Annotated in this window: 21 protein-coding genes; 6 read left to right on the forward strand and 15 right to left on the reverse strand. The window is 62.3% G+C overall.

Annotated features, from left to right (window positions below; genetic code table 11):
- Positions 1-65 precede the first annotated feature (65 nt).
- From BLW80_RS16085 to BLW80_RS16110, 6 genes are all read right to left on the reverse strand, one after another.
- Complete coding sequence (locus BLW80_RS16085) at positions 66-1,433, reverse strand: pyruvate dehydrogenase complex dihydrolipoamide acetyltransferase (protein WP_093758723.1); 1,368 nt, start codon at positions 1,431-1,433, stop codon at positions 66-68.
- Positions 1,434-1,435: 2 nt separating this feature from the next.
- On the reverse strand, positions 1,436-1,741 hold the full coding sequence (locus tag BLW80_RS16090; protein WP_068730814.1) for a DUF5076 domain-containing protein: 306 nt from the start codon (positions 1,739-1,741) through the stop codon (positions 1,436-1,438).
- A gap of 3 nt (positions 1,742-1,744) precedes the next feature.
- Entirely contained in the window at positions 1,745-3,145 is a 1,401-nt protein-coding gene (locus BLW80_RS16095) for a pyruvate dehydrogenase complex E1 component subunit beta (protein WP_093758724.1), read from the reverse strand.
- 32 nt (positions 3,146-3,177) lie between these two features.
- On the reverse strand, positions 3,178-4,209 hold the full coding sequence (pdhA, locus tag BLW80_RS16100; RefSeq protein ID WP_068730816.1) for a pyruvate dehydrogenase (acetyl-transferring) E1 component subunit alpha: 1,032 nt from the start codon (positions 4,207-4,209) through the stop codon (positions 3,178-3,180).
- A 274-nt stretch (positions 4,210-4,483) separates the two neighbouring features.
- Positions 4,484-4,801 carry an FtsB family cell division protein gene (locus tag BLW80_RS16105; protein WP_068730817.1) on the reverse strand — a complete coding sequence of 106 codons (318 nt, stop codon included), beginning with the start codon at positions 4,799-4,801 and terminating at the stop codon, positions 4,484-4,486.
- 67 nt (positions 4,802-4,868) lie between these two features.
- The gene (locus BLW80_RS16110) at positions 4,869-5,423 is read right to left on the reverse strand and encodes an NADPH-dependent FMN reductase (RefSeq protein ID WP_089264500.1); all 555 of its coding nucleotides are present in this window, start codon (positions 5,421-5,423) and stop codon (positions 4,869-4,871) included.
- 324 nt (positions 5,424-5,747) lie between these two features.
- Between BLW80_RS16110 and BLW80_RS16115 the strand changes: the two genes are divergently transcribed.
- Together BLW80_RS16115 and BLW80_RS16120 are read left to right on the forward strand one after the other, a co-directional pair.
- On the forward strand, positions 5,748-7,499 hold the full coding sequence (locus BLW80_RS16115; protein WP_093758725.1) for a caspase family protein: 1,752 nt from the start codon (positions 5,748-5,750) through the stop codon (positions 7,497-7,499).
- Positions 7,500-7,569: 70 nt separating this feature from the next.
- A complete protein-coding gene (locus tag BLW80_RS16120; RefSeq protein WP_170849679.1) occupies positions 7,570-8,181 on the forward strand; it encodes a LysE family translocator in 612 nt (203 codons plus the stop codon).
- Between the two features lie 5 nt (positions 8,182-8,186).
- Here BLW80_RS16120 and BLW80_RS16125 read toward each other — a convergent pair whose 3' ends face one another.
- From BLW80_RS16125 to BLW80_RS16140, 4 genes are read right to left on the reverse strand one after another with little or no spacing between them, the layout of a single operon-like run.
- The gene (locus tag BLW80_RS16125; protein ID WP_093758726.1) at positions 8,187-9,428 is read right to left on the reverse strand and encodes an MFS transporter; all 1,242 of its coding nucleotides are present in this window, start codon (positions 9,426-9,428) and stop codon (positions 8,187-8,189) included.
- Entirely contained in the window at positions 9,425-10,561 is a 1,137-nt protein-coding gene (locus tag BLW80_RS16130; protein ID WP_093758727.1) for a zinc-binding dehydrogenase, read from the reverse strand. Before BLW80_RS16130 ends, BLW80_RS16125 begins: the two co-directional genes overlap by 4 nt.
- A gap of 40 nt (positions 10,562-10,601) precedes the next feature.
- Entirely contained in the window at positions 10,602-11,189 is a 588-nt protein-coding gene (locus BLW80_RS16135) for a protein-S-isoprenylcysteine O-methyltransferase (protein WP_093758728.1), read from the reverse strand.
- Between the two features lie 18 nt (positions 11,190-11,207).
- Complete coding sequence (locus BLW80_RS16140; protein WP_244528265.1) at positions 11,208-12,488, reverse strand: hypothetical protein; 1,281 nt, start codon at positions 12,486-12,488, stop codon at positions 11,208-11,210.
- 215 nt (positions 12,489-12,703) lie between these two features.
- Here BLW80_RS16140 and BLW80_RS16145 point away from each other — a divergent pair, with 215 nt between their 5' ends.
- Positions 12,704-13,384: a hypothetical protein gene (locus tag BLW80_RS16145; protein WP_093758729.1), complete on the forward strand. Its 681-nt coding sequence runs from the start codon at positions 12,704-12,706 to the stop codon at positions 13,382-13,384.
- A 76-nt stretch (positions 13,385-13,460) separates the two neighbouring features.
- On the opposite strand, the gene BLW80_RS16150 is transcribed toward BLW80_RS16145, so the two are convergent.
- Both BLW80_RS16150 and eno read right to left on the reverse strand, forming a co-directional pair.
- On the reverse strand, positions 13,461-15,482 hold the full coding sequence (locus BLW80_RS16150) for a glycoside hydrolase family 113 (protein ID WP_093758730.1): 2,022 nt from the start codon (positions 15,480-15,482) through the stop codon (positions 13,461-13,463).
- A 212-nt stretch (positions 15,483-15,694) separates the two neighbouring features.
- On the reverse strand, positions 15,695-16,978 hold the full coding sequence (gene eno / locus BLW80_RS16155) for a phosphopyruvate hydratase (RefSeq protein WP_093758731.1): 1,284 nt from the start codon (positions 16,976-16,978) through the stop codon (positions 15,695-15,697).
- 128 nt (positions 16,979-17,106) lie between these two features.
- Between eno and queF the strand changes: the two genes are divergently transcribed.
- Complete coding sequence (gene queF, locus BLW80_RS16160) at positions 17,107-17,586, forward strand: preQ(1) synthase (protein WP_093758732.1); 480 nt, start codon at positions 17,107-17,109, stop codon at positions 17,584-17,586.
- A 38-nt stretch (positions 17,587-17,624) separates the two neighbouring features.
- Positions 17,625-18,074 carry an NUDIX hydrolase gene (locus BLW80_RS16165; protein WP_093758733.1) on the forward strand — a complete coding sequence of 150 codons (450 nt, stop codon included), beginning with the start codon at positions 17,625-17,627 and terminating at the stop codon, positions 18,072-18,074.
- A gap of 7 nt (positions 18,075-18,081) precedes the next feature.
- Here BLW80_RS16165 and BLW80_RS16170 read toward each other — a convergent pair whose 3' ends face one another.
- The 3 genes from BLW80_RS16170 to BLW80_RS16180 all read right to left on the reverse strand — a co-directional run bounded on the left by BLW80_RS16170 (position 18,082) and on the right by BLW80_RS16180 (position 20,647).
- Complete coding sequence (locus BLW80_RS16170; RefSeq protein ID WP_093758734.1) at positions 18,082-19,260, reverse strand: MFS transporter; 1,179 nt, start codon at positions 19,258-19,260, stop codon at positions 18,082-18,084.
- A gap of 37 nt (positions 19,261-19,297) precedes the next feature.
- Positions 19,298-20,182 (reverse strand): 3-deoxy-8-phosphooctulonate synthase, encoded by an 885-nt coding sequence (kdsA, locus tag BLW80_RS16175; protein ID WP_170849680.1) that lies wholly within the window; start codon positions 20,180-20,182, stop codon positions 19,298-19,300.
- 138 nt (positions 20,183-20,320) lie between these two features.
- Positions 20,321-20,647: an NIPSNAP family protein gene (locus tag BLW80_RS16180; RefSeq protein ID WP_093758735.1), complete on the reverse strand. Its 327-nt coding sequence runs from the start codon at positions 20,645-20,647 to the stop codon at positions 20,321-20,323.
- 131 nt (positions 20,648-20,778) lie between these two features.
- Here BLW80_RS16180 and BLW80_RS16185 point away from each other — a divergent pair, with 131 nt between their 5' ends.
- A complete protein-coding gene (locus BLW80_RS16185; RefSeq protein ID WP_093758736.1) occupies positions 20,779-21,093 on the forward strand; it encodes a PAAR domain-containing protein in 315 nt (104 codons plus the stop codon).
- The last annotated feature ends 5 nt before the right edge of the window (positions 21,094-21,098 follow it).

The raw sequence follows: 21,098 nt of genomic DNA on the forward strand, positions 1-21,098 counted from the left end.
TCTCGACCGCTGCGCGGTCGATCCACCCTCTCCCACAAGGGGAGAGGGAAGAAAGAACTGCGTTACTAGACCACCATCATCACGGGATTTTCGATCAGCTTCTTGAATGCCGTGATCAGTTCGGCGCCGAGCGCGCCATCGATGGCGCGGTGATCGCAGGAAAGTGTCACGCTCATGATGGTTGCAGCGACGATCTGGCCATTGCGCACGACGGCCCGTTCCTCGCCCGTGCCAACCGCGAGGATCGACGACTGCGGCGGATTGATCACCGCCGTGAAATCCTTGATGCCGAACATGCCGAGGTTGGACACCGATGACGCGCCGCCCTGGTATTCGTTAGGCTTGAGCTTCTTGGCCTTGGCGCGCGCGGCAAGTTCCTTCATCTCGTTGGAGATTGCCGAAATGGACTTGATCTCGGCCTGGCGGATGATCGGCGTGATCAGGCCAAACGGCAGCGCCACTGCGACGCCGATGTCGGAATGCTTATGACGGAGCATCGCTGCTTCAGTCCACGACACGTTCGCTTCCGGAATCTTCTGCAGCGCGATGGCCATCGCCTTGATGACGAAATCGTTGACCGAGAGCTTGTAGAGTGGCTTGCCCTCCGCGTTCTTGCCGGCCGCAGCATTGATCTCCTCCCGCGCGGCGGAGAGCTTGCCGAGATCGCAATCGACAGTGAGATAGAAGGTCGGCATCGAGTTGGTCGCGGCGGTGAGACGCTGCGCAATCGTGCGGCGCATCGAGTCGTGCGGCACGCTCTCGTAAGCGCCCTGCTCGTACAGCCCGAGAATCTGCTGATCGGACATTGCAGGCGCACCGATCGCTCCAGTTGCACCTGCGGGAGCGCCAGCAGCCGCGGCAGGTGCCTTCAGGCCACCACCGGACTTCGCCTTCTCGACATCCGCAGCGACCACACGACCATGCGGACCCGAGCCGTTGATACGACCGAGTTCGATGCCGGCATCCTTGGCGAGACGACGCGCCAGCGGTGACGAAAATACGCGCGCGCCATTGCTCTGTGCGGCGGCCGGCTGCGGAGCTGGCGCAGCGGCCGGTGCCGGTGCTTTCGCTGCGGAAGCAGCAGCCGGCGCAGGTGCAGCAGCTGCAGGCTTCGGCGCGGGAGCTTCGGCAGCAGGCGCGGGCTTCGGCTTATCAGCCCCTGCCCCCGAACTCGCAGCCTTCACGTCCTCGCCGTCGGCGGCGAGCACCGCGATCACGGCGTTCACAGCAACATCCTGCGTACCTTCCGCCACCAGGATCTTGGCGATTGTGCCTTCGTCGACGGCTTCGACTTCCATCGTCGCCTTGTCGGTCTCGATCTCCGCGATCACGTCGCCAGACTTGACCTTGTCGCCCTCCTTCTTGAGCCACTTGGCAAGGTTGCCCTTTTCCATGGTGGGCGACAGCGCAGGCATCAGAATGTTGATTGGCATTGTCAGTGACCTTGTTGCGACCGCGGCGTGGTGTTGCCCATGTCAGTCGGACGCGCGATTTCAGCTTCGAACATTTCGACGATGCGGTTCAGCGCCTCGTCCTCGGAATAGTTGGCCTCACGCGCATAGGCGCGTGCGGCATGGCGCGCGATATCGACCAGCAGGAGCCCCCACATGTCGGGCTCCTCGAAGGCACGCATGAAGGCGATGGACAGCCCGCCGTCGAGCACGAACGCGCGCAACACCTCGGTGGCGTCCTCGCGGTCCATGACATCCGGCGGCAGTGGCTGTTCCTTCGGACCTGCCATGGTTCACCGATAGCAAACGGCTTTGGCCGCAGCCACGACGTCGGCCACCGACGGCAGCGCCAGCTTTTCAAGATTGGCGGCGTAAGGCATCGGCACGTCCTTCCCCGACACACGCGCGACCGGCGCATCGAGATAGTCGAACGCATGCTCCATGATGCGTGCGGCGATTTCAGCGCCCACACCCGACTGTTGCCAGCCTTCTTCCACCGTCACGGCACGCGATGTTTTCTTCACGGACTCGATGATGGTATCGGTGTCGAGCGGACGCAGCGTGCGCAGGTCGATGACCTCGGCCTCGATGCCTTCCTTGGCGAGTTCTTCAGCAGCCTTCAGGGCATAGGTCATGCCGTTCGACCACGAGATCAGCGTCACATCCTTGCCGACACGTGCGACCTTGGCCTTGCCAATCGGCACGATGTAGTCGTCGAGCTTCGGCACCTCGCCGGAATGCCCGTAAAGCATTTCGTTTTCGAGGAAGATCACCGGGTTCGGATCGCGGATTGCGGATTTGAGCAGGCCCTTGTAGTCGGCGGCGCTATAGGGTGCGACGACCTTGAGGCCCGGGATCTGCGAATACCAAGCCGAGTAGTCCTGGCTGTGCTGGGCACCAACGCGCGCCGCGGCGCCGTTCGGACCGCGAAATACGATCTGACAGGTCATCTGGCCGCCGGACATGTAGAGCGTCTTGGCAGCGGAGTTGATGATCTGGTCGATCGCCTGCATGGCGAAGTTGAAGGTCATGAATTCGACGATCGGCTTCAGGCCGGACATCGCCGCACCGACGCCGACACCGGCAAAGCCGTGCTCGGTGATTGGCGTATCGATGACACGGCGGGCGCCGAATTCCTGCAGCAGGTTCTGGGTCACCTTGTAGGCGCCCTGATATTCGGCGACTTCCTCGCCCATGATGAAGACGTCTTCATCCCTGCGCATTTCCTCTGCCATCGCGTCGCGCAGCGCTTCGCGGATGGTCATGGTCACCATCTCGGTGCCTTCAGGAATTTCAGGATCGGGCTGGATCGAAGCCGTCGGAGCTGCTGGCGCTGTAGCCTCTTCCTTCGGAGCCGGAGCGGATTTCGCTTCCGCGGCAGGCGGCGCAGATTCTGCGGCCTTCTCCTGCTTCGCCGGGGCCGGTGTGCTCGCCGCGGCAGATGCGTCTTCGCCATCGGCGAGGATGGTCGCGATCGGCGTGTTGACCGCGACGTCGTTGGTCCCTTCCGGGATCAGGATCTTGCCGAGCGTCCCTTCATCGGTCGCTTCGACTTCCATCGTCGCTTTGTCTGTCTCGATTTCGGCAATCACATCGCCGGACTTGATCGTGTCGCCTTCCTTCTTGAGCCATTTGGAGAGGTTGCCTTTCTCCATGGTCGGGGACAGCGCGGGCATCAGAACTTGAATGGCCATTATAACTCCAGATCGGTCTTTAAGCCGCGCGCTTAGCGGTACACATCGGTGTAAAGTTCGGATGCATCGGGCTCAGGGTCCTGCTGCGCGAAATCCGCCGATGCGTTGACGATGTCACGCACCTCGGCGTCGATCGCCTTGAGGTCCTGCTCGGTCACGTCAGCGGCCAGCAGACGGTTGCGCACCTGCTCGATCGGGTCCTGATCGTGGCGAACTTTGTCCACTTCCTCGCGGGTCCGGTACTTGGCCGGATCGGACATCGAGTGGCCACGATAGCGATAGGTCTGCATTTCCAGAATGAACGGACCCTTGCCGGCGCGGCACCATGCGACCGCACGGTCACCGGCGGCCTTCACGGCGCGGACGTCCATGCCGTCGACCTGCTCGCCCGGAATGTTGAAGGAGATGCCGCGCTTGGAGAAGTCAGTCTGCGCCGAGGAGCGCGTCACCGACGTACCCATGGCGTAGCGGTTGTTCTCGATAATGTAGATCACCGGGAGCTTCCACAGCTCCGCCATGTTGAAGCTCTCATAGACCTGGCCCTGGTTCGACGCGCCGTCGCCGAAGTAAGCGAGGCTGACGAGATCATTGCCGCGGTAACGGTTGGCGAAAGCGAGGCCTGTACCGAGCGAGACCTGCGCACCGACGATGCCATGGCCGCCATAGAAGTTCTTCTCGCGGCTGAACATGTGCATGGAGCCGCCCTTGCCCTTGGAGTAGCCGCCCTTGCGCCCCGTCAGCTCGGCCATGACGCCCTTGGCGTCCATGCCGCAGGCCAGCATGTGGCCGTGGTCGCGATAGCCGGTGATGACCTGATCGCCATCCTTCAATGCCATCTGCATGCCGACGACGATGGCTTCCTGACCGATATAGAGATGGCAGAAACCACCGATCGCGCCCATGCCATAGAGCTGGCCAGCCTTCTCCTCGAAACGCCGGATCAGCAGCATGTCGCGAAGCGCGTGCATCTCCTGATCGCGGGTGAAATCTGGCGGCGATGACGGGGTTGCGCCATTGCTCGTTGCCTGCCCTGCGGGAGCGACGCTTTTCTTCGGTGCGGCCATGAAAATTCCGGATGCGAGAGTGAATGGCCCTTCCTACTCCAAGTGCTTGCGGCTTGAAAGGGATTGCGTCGCGCGGAATGCCACACGGTTGTTTCGCACTGCAGCGAAGGCGCGAAACTTTCGAAATCGAATTGGATCGGTTTTGTAATTTGAGGAATGAAAGCGCCTGTCGTGGTCACGTTGCCGTCACGATGAGCAGGCGCGAGCGATCCATAGCTTTGATGCAAAGCTGTGTTGCTTCATGCGAGGACGACTCGCCGCCGAAGAGAGAATCTTAGTTTGGCTTGATGACCTTCACGAGGTCGCGCGGATGCGCGTAGTCGAGCTGGTAGCGCGCGCGCTCGTCGAGCATGTCGGGATCGAGTCCACCAGATCGCAGCAACGCCACGCGCTGCTCGGCCTTGGTGCGTTCCTTCTTCAACTGTACCAGTTCGGAGGTCAGCGCGACGATCTCCTGGTCGAGCTCCTGGCGGGCGTTGAGGCCATATTTGCCGGTATAGGCATTGACCCCGAAATAGCTGATCATCATCGCCGCCAGTGCATAGAGCACGAGCCCGGTGAGGATCGATTTGAGGCGGGTATGCTTGACCATTCCCGAAAATGCGACGGCCCGGTTAAGGCGAACCTAACAACCGGGCCGCAACCTGAATTTGCGCGGGTTATTTCTTCAGCTTGTCGACCCAGGCGGCGAAGGCGTCGATATAGGCCTGCAGCACCGGCCGGATCGATTCCTTGACGATCTCGCCCTGTTCGCTGAACGCGTCGCCGACGGCATTCAGATAGATTTCAGGCTGTTGCATGATGGGACCGACAATCCCCGGCAGGGTTTGGCGCAAGCTTAGGGCAGCACCCAGGCCACCGATCGGACCGGGCGAGCTAACCACGATGCCGGTGGGCTTGCCGAGGAACGAGCTCTTGCCATAGGGCCGCGAACCGACGTCGATGGCGTTTTTCAGAACACCCGAAACTGAGCGGTTATATTCCGGAGAGACGAACAGGACCGCATCCGAGGCCTGGATCGCTTCGCGGAACTTGACCCAGTCGGCCGGCGGCGCGGCTTCCAGGTCCTGATTGAAGAATGACAGCTCGTTCAGCGTGATGACGTTCAGCTTCAGCGACGGCGGCGCCAGCTGGGCGAGTGCATTCGCAACCTTGAGCGAGAACGACTGTTTGCGGAGGCTGCCGACAATGACGGCAACGCTGTAGGTGGCCATGAGATATCCCCTGAATAACTGCTTCCAAAAAGCGCGGAGCGCATCTGGAACCTGTCACCTATCCCGACAAAAGATGCAAGTGCATGGATTGTATTTGACTGCCGCAATCGGGCCAAACCGGCACGTCCGCCTCGCCCGCCCAAACACATCTTCGTTATGCTGATGTCGCTCAAATGGATGACGCGCGGAGCGCTGCTGTGATCGAACCTGCGGAGTGCACTGCGCGACAAACCACGTGAGACAGACCACGCAAGCCAGTCCCGACTGATCTGCGACGTCTGGCTACGCTATTCAAATTCGACCGTCGCAATTGCGGGGCTTCCGATGCGCAACCTTGGTCTTGTGGCTTCCGTAGTCTTCGCCTTGAGCTTGCTCAGTCAGTCGGCCTTCGCCGACAAACGCGTCGCGCTGGTGATCGGCAACTCGGCCTACCAGAACGTCGTCAAGCTCGCCAATCCGGCCAACGACGCCGCGGCGATGACCGAGACCTTGAAGACCGCTAATTTCGACATTGTCGAAGCCCGACGGGATCTAAAGGCGACCGAGATGCGCCGGGCCTTGCGCGATTTCGCAGATAAGGCACGCGATGCAGACGTCGCGCTGGTCTATTTCGCCGGCCACGGCATCGAGGTCGATGGCACCAATTACCTGATTCCGATCGACGCGCTGCTGGAGCGCGATACCGACGTCTATGACGAGGCGTTCTCGCTGGAGCGCATCCTGGTGACCATTGAGCCCGCGAAGAAGCTGCGGCTGGTGATCCTCGATGCCTGCCGCGACAACCCCTTCATCAAGAACATGAAGCGCACCACGGCATCCCGGGCGATCACCCGCGGCCTCGCCAAGGTGGAGCCGGCCAGCCCCAACACGCTGATCGCCTATTCGGCCAAAGCCGGCTCGACGGCGCTGGACGGCGACAGCAAGAACAGCCCCTTCACGGCCGCGCTGGTCCGCCACATCGCGACGCCTGGCCTCGACCTCCGCAAGGCCTTCGGCTTCATCCGCGACGACGTCATGAAGAACACCAGCAACCGCCAGGAACCGTATGTCTACGGTTCGCTCGGCGGCGACGACGTGCCGCTGGTCCCGGTGGCTGCCGTCGCCACGTCGCCCGCCGTCAGTGTCCAGGCCGAAACCCGCCGCGACTACGAGCTGGCTTTGCAGCTTGCGACCAGAGACGGCTGGAACGCGTTCCTGACCCAGCACCCCGACGGCTTCTATGCGTCGCTGGCCAAATCCCAACTAGCGAAGCTCGCAGCCGAGGACGCCCATACCGCTGCTGCGGAGAAAGCCCGCCTCGCCGTTGAAGAGAAAGCCCGTCTGGCTGCCGAAGGCGCCAGGAAGGCCGAACAGACCAAGGCAGCGGCCGATGCCAAGACCGCCGAGGATGCCCGGATTGCTGCCGAGAAACTCAAGACCGCCGAGCAGGAACGCGCCGCCGCCGGCGAGCGCGCCCGCGCGGCAGCGGAAGCCAGGGTCGATGCCGGCAAGCCGGACACGCCTGCCGCCGGACCGCAGCTGGCGACACTCCCTGCCCCCACGGCCGATGTGTCCCGAACACCCGCGCCAGCCGATCTACCCCGTCAGGTCCAGGTCGAGCTTCAGCGGGTGGGCTGCCTGCAGGGATCAGTCGACAACTCATGGACTGTGGCTTCCCGCAAGTCGCTTGAGCGCTTCAATCGCTACGCCTCGACCAAGTTCGATGCCAAGGCGGCCAGCACCGATGCGCTCGAGGCTATCAAGGCCAAGTCTGCACGGGTCTGCCCGCTGGTCTGTGCGCATGGTTCAGAGGCGGACGGCGACCGCTGCGTGAAAATCGTATGCCGCGCCGGCACCTTCCTGAACGATGACAACGAATGCGAGAAGAAGCGCAGCCGCACAGAGGCCAAACGAAACGTGCCGCGCCGGGAGCGCGATGAGCTTGATCGCCCGCAGGTTCAGGCCCGCACGCCGCGTGCGCAACCGTCCGGCCAGATCGTCTGTGACAATGCCGGCTGCCGTCCAGTGCGTCCCGGCTGCCGCTTGGTGTCGCGCGACATGCGGATCGGCCTCACCAATGTCGAGGTGTGCAACTGACGACGTGCTTGCCTGACAGGATCGCAAGCGACATTCTGACGATCCAAGTTTGCAAGCCGGAGCCATCATCGTGACCATCGAATTTCTCATCACCTCGCTGATCGTGGTGGCGTCGCCGGGCACCGGCGCCCTTTACACACTGGCAACTGGTTTCTCGCGCGGAGGCCGCAGCAGCGTCGTCGCCGCGTTCGGTTGCATGCTCGGCATCGTGCCGCATATGGCCGCTGCTATCCTCGGCCTCGCCGCGCTCTTACACACCAGCGCGCTGGCGTTTCAGGTGTTCAAATATGTCGGCGTCGCCTACCTGCTCTATATGGCCTGGAAGACGCTGCAGGAGCATGGCGCGCTGAAGGTGGAAGCCGACAACAGCGCGCAGTCCACGCTGCAGGTGATAACCACAGCGATCCTGATCAACATCCTCAATCCGAAACTGTCGATCTTCTTCCTCGCCTTCCTGCCCCAATTCATCAGTGCTGACGAAGTGCATCCGCTGTCGCAGATGCTGCTGCTTAGCGCGGTATTCATGCTGATGACCTTCGTGGTGTTCGCGCTCTACGGCCTGTTCGCTGCGTCGATCCGCAACCACGTCATCACACGGCCACGGGTGCTGACCTGGATGCGACGCACTTTTGCCGGCGCATTTGCCGCGCTCGGTGCCAAGCTGGCTTTCGCGGATCGCTGACGCCCCTACTCCAGCCGTTCGACATTGCGCAGCGTCGGGAACAGCCGCATCCACAGCAGCGCAATGGCGACGGTGCCAAGGCCACCGATCAGGGCAGCAGGCACAGTGCCGAATAATGCGGCTGTGACGCCGCTTTCGAACTGGCCGAGTTGGTTTGAGGTGTTGATGAACAGGTAGTTCACCGCGCCGACGCGGCCGCGCATGTCGTCCGGGGTCGCGAGCTGCACCAGCGAGAAGCGGATCACCACGCTGACCGTATCGGCCGCACCGAGCACGGCGAGCGCGGCGACCGACAACCACAGCCATTGCGACACCGCGAACACCGCTGTCGCGAGACCGAAGATGATGACGGCCTGGAACATCCGCATGCCCACCCGGCGATTGATCGACCAGCGCGTCAACACGATGGTCGTCAGCAGCGCGCCGACTGCCGGCGCCGCGCGCATGAGGCCGAGGCCCCACGGGCCGGTCTGCAGGATGTCGCGCGCGTAGATCGGCAGCAGCGCGGTGGCGCCGCCGAGCAGCACCGCGAACAGATCGAGCGAAATGGTGCCGAGGATCGCCGGATTGCTGCGCACGAAGCCCACGCCGGCAAACAAAGTCCGCAGCGACGGCGGATCCTTCACCGCCACCTCGCGCGCCAGTTTGATCGCACTGTTGAGCGCGCCGCCGATCAGCCAGAATGCGGCCATCAGCACATAGGGCGTCGACGGCGATAGCGCATAGGCAATGCCGCCAAGCGCGGGGCCGCAGATCATCGCCACCTGAAACACGCCGGTCGAGAGCGCGGTCGCCTTCTGCAAATGGCCTTCTGGCACGACGCCCGGCAACAGCGCCGAACCGGCCGGCGCCTCGAACGCGGTCGCCGCGCCGATCACCACCAGCGCCACGAAAATCTGCGGCACCGTAATCCAGCCGGCATAAGTACCCCAGGCGAGCAGGATCGCCGTCAGCCCCTGCAGCATCTGGCAGATCTGCACCACCCGGCGGCGATCATAGCGGTCGGCGATATGGCCGGCGACGAAGACCAGCGCCAGCATCGGCACGAATTGCGCTAGGCCGACCATGCCGAGCTGGAACGCGCTGCCGGTCAGATCATAGATCTGCCAGCCGACCGCAACCGCGGCGATCTGCGAGGCGAAGCGCGAGAAACTGCGCGATACCATGTAGTACAGATACGGCGGATGGCGCAGCAAAAGCCGCGCGCCATCCGTGACCACGCCGGCAGACTGATCGGCGAGTGTCATCCCGGCATGTTCGGATTGATCAGATACTTCTCGCCGGTGGCGCGCTTCGCATAGGCCCGGAGATTGTCGAGCTGCAAGACGCCTTCGAGCGAAATCACCTTGGTGTAGTGACTGGCGAAGGTGGTCTTGAGTTCGGCGACCACGCGGGCACGGAGCTTCGCGGCATCAGCCGCGCCGATCTTCTGCAGGAACGGAAACAGCAGCCAGCCACCCATGCCCCAGGCCATGCCGGCAGGGACGAATTCGATCGGGCGCAGATCCAACCGACCATAGACGTAGACCTGCTTGTGAGTCGTCGAACCATAGCGGCTGTAGACCTTCATCGCCTTGACGGCGGCGACTTCCATCGCCTGCAGGATCTGGCCCTGCAGCTTGCCGCCACCGGTGGCATCGAAGGCTAGCGTGGCATTGGTGGCAATCAACGCGGCTGTCAGATCTTCCATGAAACTCGGCGACGTCGAGTTGCAGACATATTTCGCGCCGATGCCGCGCAGAAGTTTCTCCTGCTCCTCGCTGCGGACGATGTTGACGAGATCGATGCCGTCCTTCTGACAGATCTTGTTGAGCATCTGGCCGAGATTGGACGCGGCGGCCGTATGCACCAGCGCCGTGTGCCCTTCCCGCTTCATGGTCTCGACCATGCCGAGCGAGGTCAGCGGATTGACGAAGCAGGATGCGCCCTCGGTGGCCGTCGTGCCCTCGGGCAGCGGCAGGCATTCCTTGGCCTTGATGACGCGATACTGCGCATACATCGCGCCGCCGATCAGCGCGACGGTCTTGCCGAGCAGCGCCTGCGCGGCCTCGGACGATCCGGCCTTCACCACCGTGCCGGCGCCTTCATTGCCGACCGCCATCGACTCGTCGAGACGGCCGCCCATCGCCTTCATATTGGCCTGCGGGACGGTTGCTGTGACGATCGAGGACGCGCCAGAGCCGGAGGCTTTCGCGCTGGCCGGATCGGCCGCGCCGAGAAGGAGACCGAGATCCGACGGATTGATCGGCGCAGCCTCGATGCGCACCACGACTTCGTCGGGGCCCGGCGCCGGGATCGCCACCTGCTGCAGCGAGATTTCCAGTTCTCCGCTGCTCTTGATGAGCGAGCGTAGTTCAAGTCCGGATGTGATGTCAGTCATGGTCGTTTCCCCTCAATCTGTCCGGCGGTCTGGTGCCGCGTCAGTAGATGCCCGGAATGATGCGCTTGGTTTCACGCATATAGGCCCGGTAGTCGTCGCCGAATGCCTCGATCAGCATCCGCTCTTCGTAGTCAATACGGGTGAAGAACAGGATCGCGATCGCGACCAGTCCACCCAGCGCGGCCATGGCATTCGGCAGCAGGAATGCCTGCGCCAGTGCCCACAACCAGAACGAGGCATACATCGGATGGCGGATGCTGCGATAGACGCCGGCACGCACGATCTGGTGAGCCTCGCGGATTTCCAGGCTGGCCGACCATTGCCGGCCGAGATCCTTGTGCGACCGGCGAAACAGCCAGAGCGACAGCACATAGAGGGCAGCGCCGACTACGACCGCCGCATAATTCAGCTGATAGTTCAGCGCGACCGGCCAGCCGGTTACCAGCCAGATCAGCGGTACTACGAACAGGCCGACGGTGGCGATCGCCAGCAGGATGCGTTCGCGGCCCCAGCCGACCGCGCGCAACGTCGCCGTACGGCGGGCCTTGCGCGCATAGGGGTAGCGAATGATGAACCAGGCGATCAGACCGATCGCCCAGACATATGTTCCAAGAAGCGACGCGGTCATTGTCGTCCGATCAGGCCATCATGCGGCATTCACGGATGCCCCGGCTTGCGATTGAGAGGATGAGATCTTGGACAGCGGCACGTCCAGCAGCGCGCCATCCGCACCAAAGCGTTTGAGGCCGCCTTCGCCCGCGGTGATCTCGTCAAACGGCAGAGGACCGCAGATCACCATGCAATAGTCGTAGGGCGCGCGGCACTGATTGCCCATTACCATCTGATAATGGATCCGCATGAAGCTGAAGCGGTAGCGCTTGAACTGCTCCATGCCCATCATGGCATGCATCTGGACACGGCGGATGTTCGGCCTGCCCTCGTCGCGGTCGCGGCTGCGACGTTTCAAGGTCACCGGGTCGAAGCGGTAGAAACTGATGACGTCATCGCGGGCATGATATTCGGTCCAGCGGATCGCCGGCGTATCTGCAACCAGTTGTGTCGCCTCGCGCACGCTCTTGCCGGCGGGATGCAACGAGAATTTCGGGATGGTCGCGCTCACCGTCATCACGCAGATAGTCGGGCCATGTTGGGTCAGATCCGGGTCGAGCGCGAGTGCGCGCGCCACCGCCTCCATCACCAATGCCGCACCAAGGCAATGCCCGACGATGACGATCTCGTCGACATCGGCCTTCTGCGCGCGGGCCACGATTACCCCCGCAAATTCATCGACGCGCGCCGTCATCTTCGGCCGCTGGCCATGGACATATTGCCGCGAGAAAATCCAGTCGTCGAACACATGATTGATCGGCTTCCGCCAGCCGTAATGGTGCAACAGCGCTGTGAAGACGGCCGCAGCGACAATCGCGCCGGCGATCCATGCGGCGGCACCATTCATGCCAAGCAGCCAGGTCAGCCCATAGCCTACTGCTGCGCCAGATGCAGCAAAGCCCGCGATCCACAGATAGGAGAACAGGAAGAAGCCGGCATATTTCCAGCTCGCATAGAAGAAGCGGAACAGGGTTCCCGTCACCAGCCAGTCGCCCAGCGTAACGAAGGCGGCGCCCAATCGCGACAGCATGCTTCGGGTGTGATCCTGCAGGATCAGGTCATCCCAGCGCAGCATCTCGTAGGTGGTTTCGGTCTTCCAGTTAGGTCCGGAGGTCTCGGCCCGCCAGGATGCGCTCACATCCGTAGCGTCAAGCACGCCGGACGCCTTCGCGGACACGCTCCACGTCTTCTCGAAACTCGACAGCGAACGGCGGAACCGCTCGAGCTGCGTGTCCGGCAGAATCGGGTCGTAGCCGCCAATGTGAAAGACATGTCGCCGCGCGATCATCGTCCGTTCGCTCCCGAGTGCATCACGCACCGTTCTGATCCGGTGCATAGCAAATTCGCCTGCGCCGACAAACCTGCCCGTGCTCAAAACGGAAGCGTCAGGCAGGATTTTGTCGCCCTCAGGTCACACAGCCGCTCTTTCGCAACCCCCTTCATCACAATTCCGGGAATCGAGGCAGGACTGTGATTGACGGCAGGGTCTTATGTCTGAACATGTCGCGGGTTTTTTCGAAGAAAGAAAGCACTATGTCGATTGCTCTCAAGGGCTTCAAACGGCCGTCGTGGACCTCTCCAGCGGCCGTTTTGCTGATTCTGTCGTCGCTCTTTGTGGCCTCACTCGCGAGTTCCGGGGATGCCGATGCGGCGCCCGGCCGTCGCCCCGGCCATGTCTATCTCTATCGTGGCCTCATGAACGTGTTCTCGCTCGGCATGGATCAGATCGCCTACAAGCTCGAAGCCGCCGGCGTCGCCTCCTCGGTCAGCAATCACACGCTGTGGAGCGGCCAGGCAGACGACATGATCGCCCGGTACAAGGCCGGTAACCGCGAACCGATCATCCTGATGGGCCACTCGGCCGGTGCCGACGTGACCATCTCGATTGCCCGCAAGCTCGCACAGTACAACATCCCGGTGGCGCTGATCGTGAACTTCGATCCGGTGGCGCCCGATGCCGTCCCCAACAATGTGAAGCAGATCGTGAACTATTACGTACCTGCCGGCTGGGGGCGCGCGGTGTCCGCGGATCCCCGCTTCAAGGGCAAGCTTGCCAACGTCAACGAGAACGCCACCACCAACCACTTCTCGATCGACAAGGACGACAGCCTGCAGCGTCAGGCCATTACCCGTGTCATGGCCGTGACCGGCGGCGGTATTCGCCGCAAGCCGGCGACGCCGAAGCCTGCACAGGTCTCGGCTGCTCCGCAATAACACGCAGCCAATATCGAAACGAATTCAGCCGAGGTGATCATCACCTCGGCTGAATTGTTTTGGCCATCCGAAATCCTCAGACGATCAGAACGTCATGATGCGATGGAGGCGTCACCGGCGCGAGCGCGGCATCGTGAGTGCCGAGCGCGTCGTCCGGCGCCGGCGCGGCCCCGACAGGATGGCTGGACGCCGTCAGGACCTGAGCAAGAGCGACTTCCGTAGCGCCCTCACCCAGCGCACTATTCTGCACCTCCGCGTGCGCGGACGTCGTGTGGCCAGACGTCTGACTGAAAGCAAAGTTCTCACTGCCAGTGCTGCTCGCGAGTGCTTGTCCGAGTGTATCGACGGCAATGCTGGCATTCGCGAATTTCAAAAACTCCGTATTGGTCAGATAGTCGGTGCCGTCGCGACCGGCGATGCCGTCAGTGACAATCGTCTGAGCGCCACTGCGGCTGATGCTGTAATCGGCCACGTTGCCGGAGAATACCGCGGTGTCGGTGCCGTTGCCGCCATTGATGATGTCATTGCCGATCCCGCCAGCAATGTAGTCATCGCCATCTCCGCCACGGACGACATCGTTGTCGCTCGATGCGCCGAAGAACCAGTCCTGATGCTTGGCCGTGTCGAACTGGATGCTGCGGACATAGAGATCGAACGAGCCGGGTGAGCTGGCATTGGTGCCATCGGCCGGCACCAGATCGACGCCATTGATGGCGATGTCCTTGAAATGCAGCGCGCGTCCGGGCTCGGAATTCGCAAGGTTGATCGCGACACTGGAGATGCTGGCAGGATTATCGAAAGTGACGGTGTAGGTCTGATAGCCGGCCGGATCGACCGCCGGTGTGAATTCGAGCAGGCCCGAGACCGGCTGGCCATTGACCAGAACCTGCGCCTGCGCACCGATGCCGTTCACGATGGAGCCATAACCCGTCAGCGTGATGGTGGTCGTGGCGAGCTTGCCCGCTACGCTTGGACCGGCGACAATCGTATCGTTCCCGGCACCGCCATAGATCTCGTCATGACCGAGCCCGCCGAAGATAACGTCGTTCCCGCCTCCGAGATCGATCGTGTCGCCGATCGACGAGCCCGTGATGGTGACGCCCGGCGTTACCCCTGTCCCATGGAAATATTGCGCCACCACATCCTGCGCCGGCTTGTCCATGACCGAATAGCCGGTCTCGGAATAGAAGTTGTTGAGGTCCCACTGCCAGAACTCGGCGCCTTTCAGCCAGCTGCCGCCATGCGCGCTCCAGACTTGAAAGAAGGCATTATAGGCATCGGCCTGTTCGGCGAGATCCGCAGGCGCCTTGGATGATCCACCGCCCGGATTGATAGCCGTGCCGTCGATACTGCGATAACCGACCTCGGTCATCAGCACCGGCTTGCCGTAATCCATCGACAGCGAATGAAAGAAATCGACGGGCGACTGATAGCCGAAGGCCTTGGCGTAATACGGATTGTACGGCACCTCGTTCCACGCGTGCACGAGATCGTCCACCGTCGGCGTCGTGCTAGCCGTCAAGGGTGGATAGGCGTTGATGCCGATCGTATCGACCTGGTCCCAGAAGCTGACCTTGGATGCTTCGTCGGTTGCCGCCGCGTAAGTGACTTCGCCATGATAGACGCCGCGCACAGCGTCGATGATATCGACCCAGTAGTTGCGATAGGCGTCGCCCGACAGGCTGCTCATCTCGTTGCCTATGGCGAAACTGGCGACATCACCCTGCTCCGCAATTTCAGCCAGGTGAACGATCTCGGCCTTGTAGGACGCGAAGAAGGCATCGACGTCCGACGGCGCCAGACTGTGCGAGATCGTGCCGTCTAGACCTGTAATGCCCGGCTTGAAGACAACATCCAGCCCCGCAGCATGGGCCTTCTGAAAGCCAGCCAGCAGGCTCGCATCGCTTTCGGTCTTGTCCGGCACGGCGAGCACGTCATTGCCCGTACGGCTGTCGGTCCATATCCGCGTCGTCAGCGCGATCGAATTCGATCCCAGAGACGCCATGGCCTGAAACGCCTGATCGGCCGACGCACTGGAGAACTGTCCATTCCACTCCGACAGTGCACCGAAACCTTGGACCTTAAAGATGTTGGGCATTCGCGCTCTCCATCGGCGTTGCCTGGAGAAGCCTGAACCCGCAACGTGATACCTTCGCGACCGCAATGGGGTATCATGATGACGTCTACAAATTGAACCTCGTTGTAGGCTTACGCGGTCAGGGTCATTCAATGAAAAACGCCGCCCGCTATTTCAGCGAACGGCGTTCATCACGTAGTTTCTTGCTCGGCCCGGAAGGCCTCGCCTGCGCTTTACGCGAGAGCTTTCAGTGCGGCCTTGCCGGCATATTTCGCCTGGGTGCCGAGCTGCTGCTCGATGCGCAGCAGCTGGTTGTACTTGGCGGTGCGGTCAGCGCGTGCCAGCGAGCCGGTCTTGATCTGTCCGCAATTGGTGGCGACGGCGAGATCCGCGATCGTGGAGTCTTCGGTCTCACCCGAACGGTGCGACATCACCGCGGTGTAGCCAGCCTTGTAGGCCATCTCGACGGCGCTCAGCGTTTCAGTCAGCGAGCCGATCTGGTTGACCTTGATCAGGATCGAATTGGCGCGGCCGTTCCTGATGCCATCGGCAAGACGCGTGACATTGGTGACGAACAGATCATCGCCGACCAGCTGGCACTTCGAACCGATCAGGTCGGTGAGCTGCTTCCAGCCGTCCATGTCGTCTTCCGACATGCCGTCCTCGATGGAGACGATCGGATAGTTGGCGACGAGCTGGGCGAGATACTTGGCCTGCTCGGAGATGTTGCGGGTCTTGTTCTCGCCGCCATAGACGTAAGCGCCGTCCTTGAAGAATTCGGTGGCGGCGCAATCCATCGCCAGCATCACGTCCTTGCCGGCGCTGTAGCCAGCCTTGGTGATGGCGGCCATCACAAAGTCCAGTGCCGCTTCGGCCGAACCGATATTGGGTGCGAAGCCGCCTTCGTCACCGACATTGGTGTTGTGGCCGGCCTTCTTCAGCTCGCCCTTCAGCGTGTGGAATATCTCGGCGCCGCAGCGCAAGCCTTCGGCGAAAGAGGACGCGCCGACCGGCATGATCATGAATTCCTGGAAGTCGATCGGATTGTCGGCATGCATGCCGCCATTGATGATGTTCATCATCGGCACCGGTAGCGTGCGGGCCGAGGTCCCGCCGACATAGCGATACAGCGGCATATCGAAGGATTCCGCGGCAGCCTTGGCGGCGGCCAGCGAGACGCCGAGGATTGCATTGGCGCCGAGGCGCGACTTGTTCGGGGTGCCGTCGAGCTCGATCATGATCTCGTCGAGCTGGACCTGGTTCTCCACGTCCATGCCGCCGATGGCGTCGAAGATCTCGCCATTGATGGCATCGACCGCCTTCTGCACGCCCTTGCCGAGATAGCGGGACTTGTCGCCGTCGCGCAGCTCGACCGCCTCATGGGCGCCAGTGGAGGCACCCGACGGAACCGCGGCGCGGCCCATCGACCCGTCTTCGAGGACGACGTCGACTTCAACCGTGGGATTGCCGCGGCTATCGAGAATTTCGCGGCCGATGATGTCGACGATGGCGGTCATGAATGCCCTCTTTGTGCTGGGGGTGGGTCGTTGGCGCCGCTTCTACAGCAAGCCTCCCGGCGGGAAAACCCCGCCTGACGTGACGACTGGCCCGGGATTGGTTATGAACCGCCATAACGGAGATATTTATGTCAAAAACACCCCGCAAATCCCCGAAATTGCCAGATGACCTGCAGCTCGGCCGCGCTGCGGAATGGCCGACCTCCCCCGAACAGGCCAAGCTCGACCGTGTACCCAACCCGCAGAAGGACACCAATTACGTGGTGCGCTTCACGGCTCCGGAATTTACCTCGCTGTGCCCGATCACCGGCCAGCCGGATTTCGCCCATCTGATGATCGACTATGTGCCCGGCCAATGGCTGGTCGAGTCGAAGTCGCTCAAGTTGTACCTGGCCTCGTTCCGCAATCACGGCGCCTTCCATGAGGATTGCACCGTGGAGATCGGCAAGCGCGTCGCCTCCACCATTAAGCCGAAATGGCTGCGTATCGGCGGCTACTGGTATCCGCGCGGCGGCATCCCCATCGACGTGTTCTGGCAGACCGGAACACTGCCCAAGGGCGTCTGGGTCCCCGAGCAAGGCGTCGCTCCGTATCGCGGGCGGGGATGAAACCTCAGCCCGAAAAGGAAACAACGGAAGATTCAAGCATGCGCCAGCGCAAATCCGCCCGCCTGCTTGTCGTCGACAACGACGGGCGCGTTTTGCTCTTCCGTTTTGTTCACAAATCAGGTGCCCTCGCCGGCCAGGATTATTGGGCAACACCGGGCGGAGGTTTAGAGGAAGGTGAGACCTTCCATGACGCTGCCATTCGCGAACTCCGGGAAGAAACGGGCTTGATCCGCGATACAGTCGGTGAGCCTGTGGCGGACCGAGAGTTCAGCCTACAAATGCCCGATGGCGAGTGTGTCAGCGCGTTCGAGAAATATTACCTCGTAACATCGCACGATGCCACGCTGTCCCGTCTCGGATGGACCCCGGATGAGTCGGAAGTGATCGCCGATCACCACTGGTGGTCGCGAGATGAATTGATGCACACGACCGAGATCGTCTGGCCTGAACAAATACTGCAGATGCTGGCGACCGCCGCACCACGCTAGCCCGACGTCAAACGCTTCCCGCATCCGCCGGCTTGGTCGATTTCAGCAGCTTTGCTGCCGCAAATCCAAGCGCAAAGACGATAGCGGCTGACAGCAGCAGCGTCGGCATCTTGCCGGCGTGCGCCAGACCGAAACCATAGGCGATCGGGCCGACCGACTGGCCCATGAAGAAACAGAAGGCGTGCAGCGACATGGCGCTGGCGCGGGCTTCCTGTGACAGCTCGGTGGAGAATATCTGCAGCGAGCCGTGCAGCATGTAGAAGCCCCAGCCCATCAGCAGCAGGCTCAGCGCCTGGATCTGCCAGTTCGGGCTGAAGGCGGTCGCGGCGAGCTGGATCGCGATCACGATGCCGCCATAGATCATCATGCCGTTGATGCCGAGCCGCGCCAGCATGCGCGACACGGTCGCTGTGTAGAACAGGCCGCCGACGGCAAAGCAGGCGATCACGAGGCCGGCGATCGAGAGGCTTGTGACGCCGCGGTCGAACAGGAATGACGAGATATAGGGAAACAGGCCGAGGATGCAGCAGCCTTCGATGAACACCGCGCTGTAAACGATCAGCGTGTTCGGGTTACGGAAAATGACCTTGTAGCCTTGGGCAAGCTTGCCGAAGTCGGCTTTCACCGTCGGCTTGATGATCGCAGCGCCCTTGAAGCCGTACGCCACGGCGACGGAAGCGACGATCGCAAGACCGCCGAGGATGACCAGCACGCCGCGCCAGCCGAAGAAATCACCGATCACGCCGGACGCCGTCGAGCCTAGCAGATTGCCGGTCATGGCGCCGGCCATCACGCGGCTCAGCGCGACCTGACGCAGCTTCGGCCCGACCAGATCGCTGGTCAGGCTGAGCGTCACCGGAAACACCCCGCCTGCCCCGATGCCGGCCAGCACGCGCGTCGCCAGCAGCAGCGGATAGTCGGTGGTGATCGCGCCGAGAATATTGGCGATGCCGAGCAGAACCAGACAGACGATCATCAGGCGCGGCTTGCCGAACAGGTCGGCGGCGGCACCGAGCGCCGGCTGCACGATGGCGAAGGTAAAGGCCAGTGCGGATGCCAGACCGGCGGCAATTGCCACCGTGATGGACAAATCGTCGGCGACATGCGGCAGCACCGGGTCCAGCGCGCGCATCGACAGTGCGGCGGCGAAGGATGCCAGTGCGATGATATTGAGGACCGGAGGCATCAGCGCGCCACCAGCGCCGCGGCAGAGGGCTGCATGATCAGGCCTTGGCCGCCGTCTCTTTGGCCAGCGCGTCGAACGCCATCAGGTTCTTCACCAGCGCCTCGAAATCGCGGAGCGGCACCATGTTCGGCCCATCGGACGGCGCATTATCCGGATCGGGATGGGTCTCGATAAAGACACCGGCGACACCGACGGCCACCGCTGCGCGGGCCAGTATCGGCACGAATTCGCGTTCGCCACCCGAGGACGTCCCCTTGCCGCCCGGCTGCTGCACCGAATGGGTGGCGTCGAAGATCACCGGTGCGCCGGTGGTGCGCGCCAGGATCGGCAGCGCGCGCATGTCGGAGACCAGCGTGTTGTAACCGAAGGACGCACCGCGCTCGGTGACGAGGACCTTGTCATTGCCCGACGATGTCAGCTTGCTGACGACATTGGCCATGTCCCAGGGCGCGAGAAACTGGCCCTTCTTCACATTGACCACCTTGCCGGTCGCGGCCGCGGCCAGCAGCAGATCGGTCTGCCGGCACAGGAAGGCCGGGATCTGCAGCACGTCCACCGCCTCGGCGGCACGGGCGCATTGATCGTTCTCGTGCACGTCGGTCAGTACCGGCAGGCCGAGCGTCTCGCGGATCTCGGCAAAGATCGGCAGAGCATCATCGAGGCCGATGCCGCGCGCGGCGGAGGCGCTGGTGCGGTTGGCCTTGTCGAACGAGGTCTTGAAGACGAGACCGATCTTGAGCCGGGTCGCGATCTCCTTCAGTGCCTGCGCCACTTCGAGCGCATGGGCGCGGCTTTCGAGCTGGCATGGCCCGGCGATCACCGAGATCGGCAGAGCATTGCCGAAGCGGACATTGCCAAGTGCTACGACGGGCGCGGCTGTGGACGATGCGGTCAAAATGGTCTCCTTTTCGCGCGAGACCATGACCGCAGGACCGGGCGGGATGCAAGCCGGATCAGGCCCATCCCGCCGGTCGGAATATCAGGGTTGCGGCGGGAGCCGCCTCCGACCCGACCAGGGCGGCCTCCGCACCGGGCGGACCGGCCTGCCCCGGAACCAAGCTTACTTCAGCGCCGAGAAGGCAGTCGGCGCCAGCAGCTGGCTGACGATATTGCCGACGATCTGGCCATCCTCTTCGGACTTGGCGCGCGACGACATCCACTCCGGGTCGGACATAAAGGCGGTCCACACCTTCTCGCGCTCGGCGAGCGATTCCCATTTGAGGATGTAGGTCAGTTCCTGATTGGATTCGCCGATCACCGTGGTGAAGAAACCGGACTGCCGGATACCGTGCTTCTCCCAGAGCTTCAATGTGACAGATTCAAATCGCTTGATCAGCGCCGGCAAACGTCCCGGCAAACAGCGATAGACGCGTAATTCATAGATCATCGGCTTTGGTTCCTTCCCTTTTTGTCAGCCTTGAAAGACTCTAACGCATGGCTTGTTGCGGCATCGTCCCTTGCCTGCGCAACGTCAGGCTTACATCATGCCGCCTGTGACGCAACCGACTTGGATCGACCATGCAAAAGCCCCTTCTGTCGCTAATCACCGTGATGGCACTGACCGTATCTGCCGCCGCTCAACAGCCCGGCAAGATCACGTCGGGCGCCACCGGCGTGATGGTCGATGGCAAGCCGGCGGCACGCGTTGGTGACACCACCACCGACGGTAAGATCATCGAGGGTGCGAAGGGCGTCTACATTAACGGCAAGCCTGCGGCCGTCGTTGGCGGCAACACCGAGTGCGGCGGCAAGACCATCTCGGGCAGCACTGGCGTGTTCATCAACGGCAAGCCGATGGCCCGTGCCGGAGACAGCATATCGGGCTGCAAGTAGGACTT

Origin of the sequence: Tardiphaga sp. OK245 (assembly GCF_900108575.1) — a bacterium.
Lineage (GTDB): Bacteria > Pseudomonadota > Alphaproteobacteria > Rhizobiales > Xanthobacteraceae > Tardiphaga > Tardiphaga robiniae.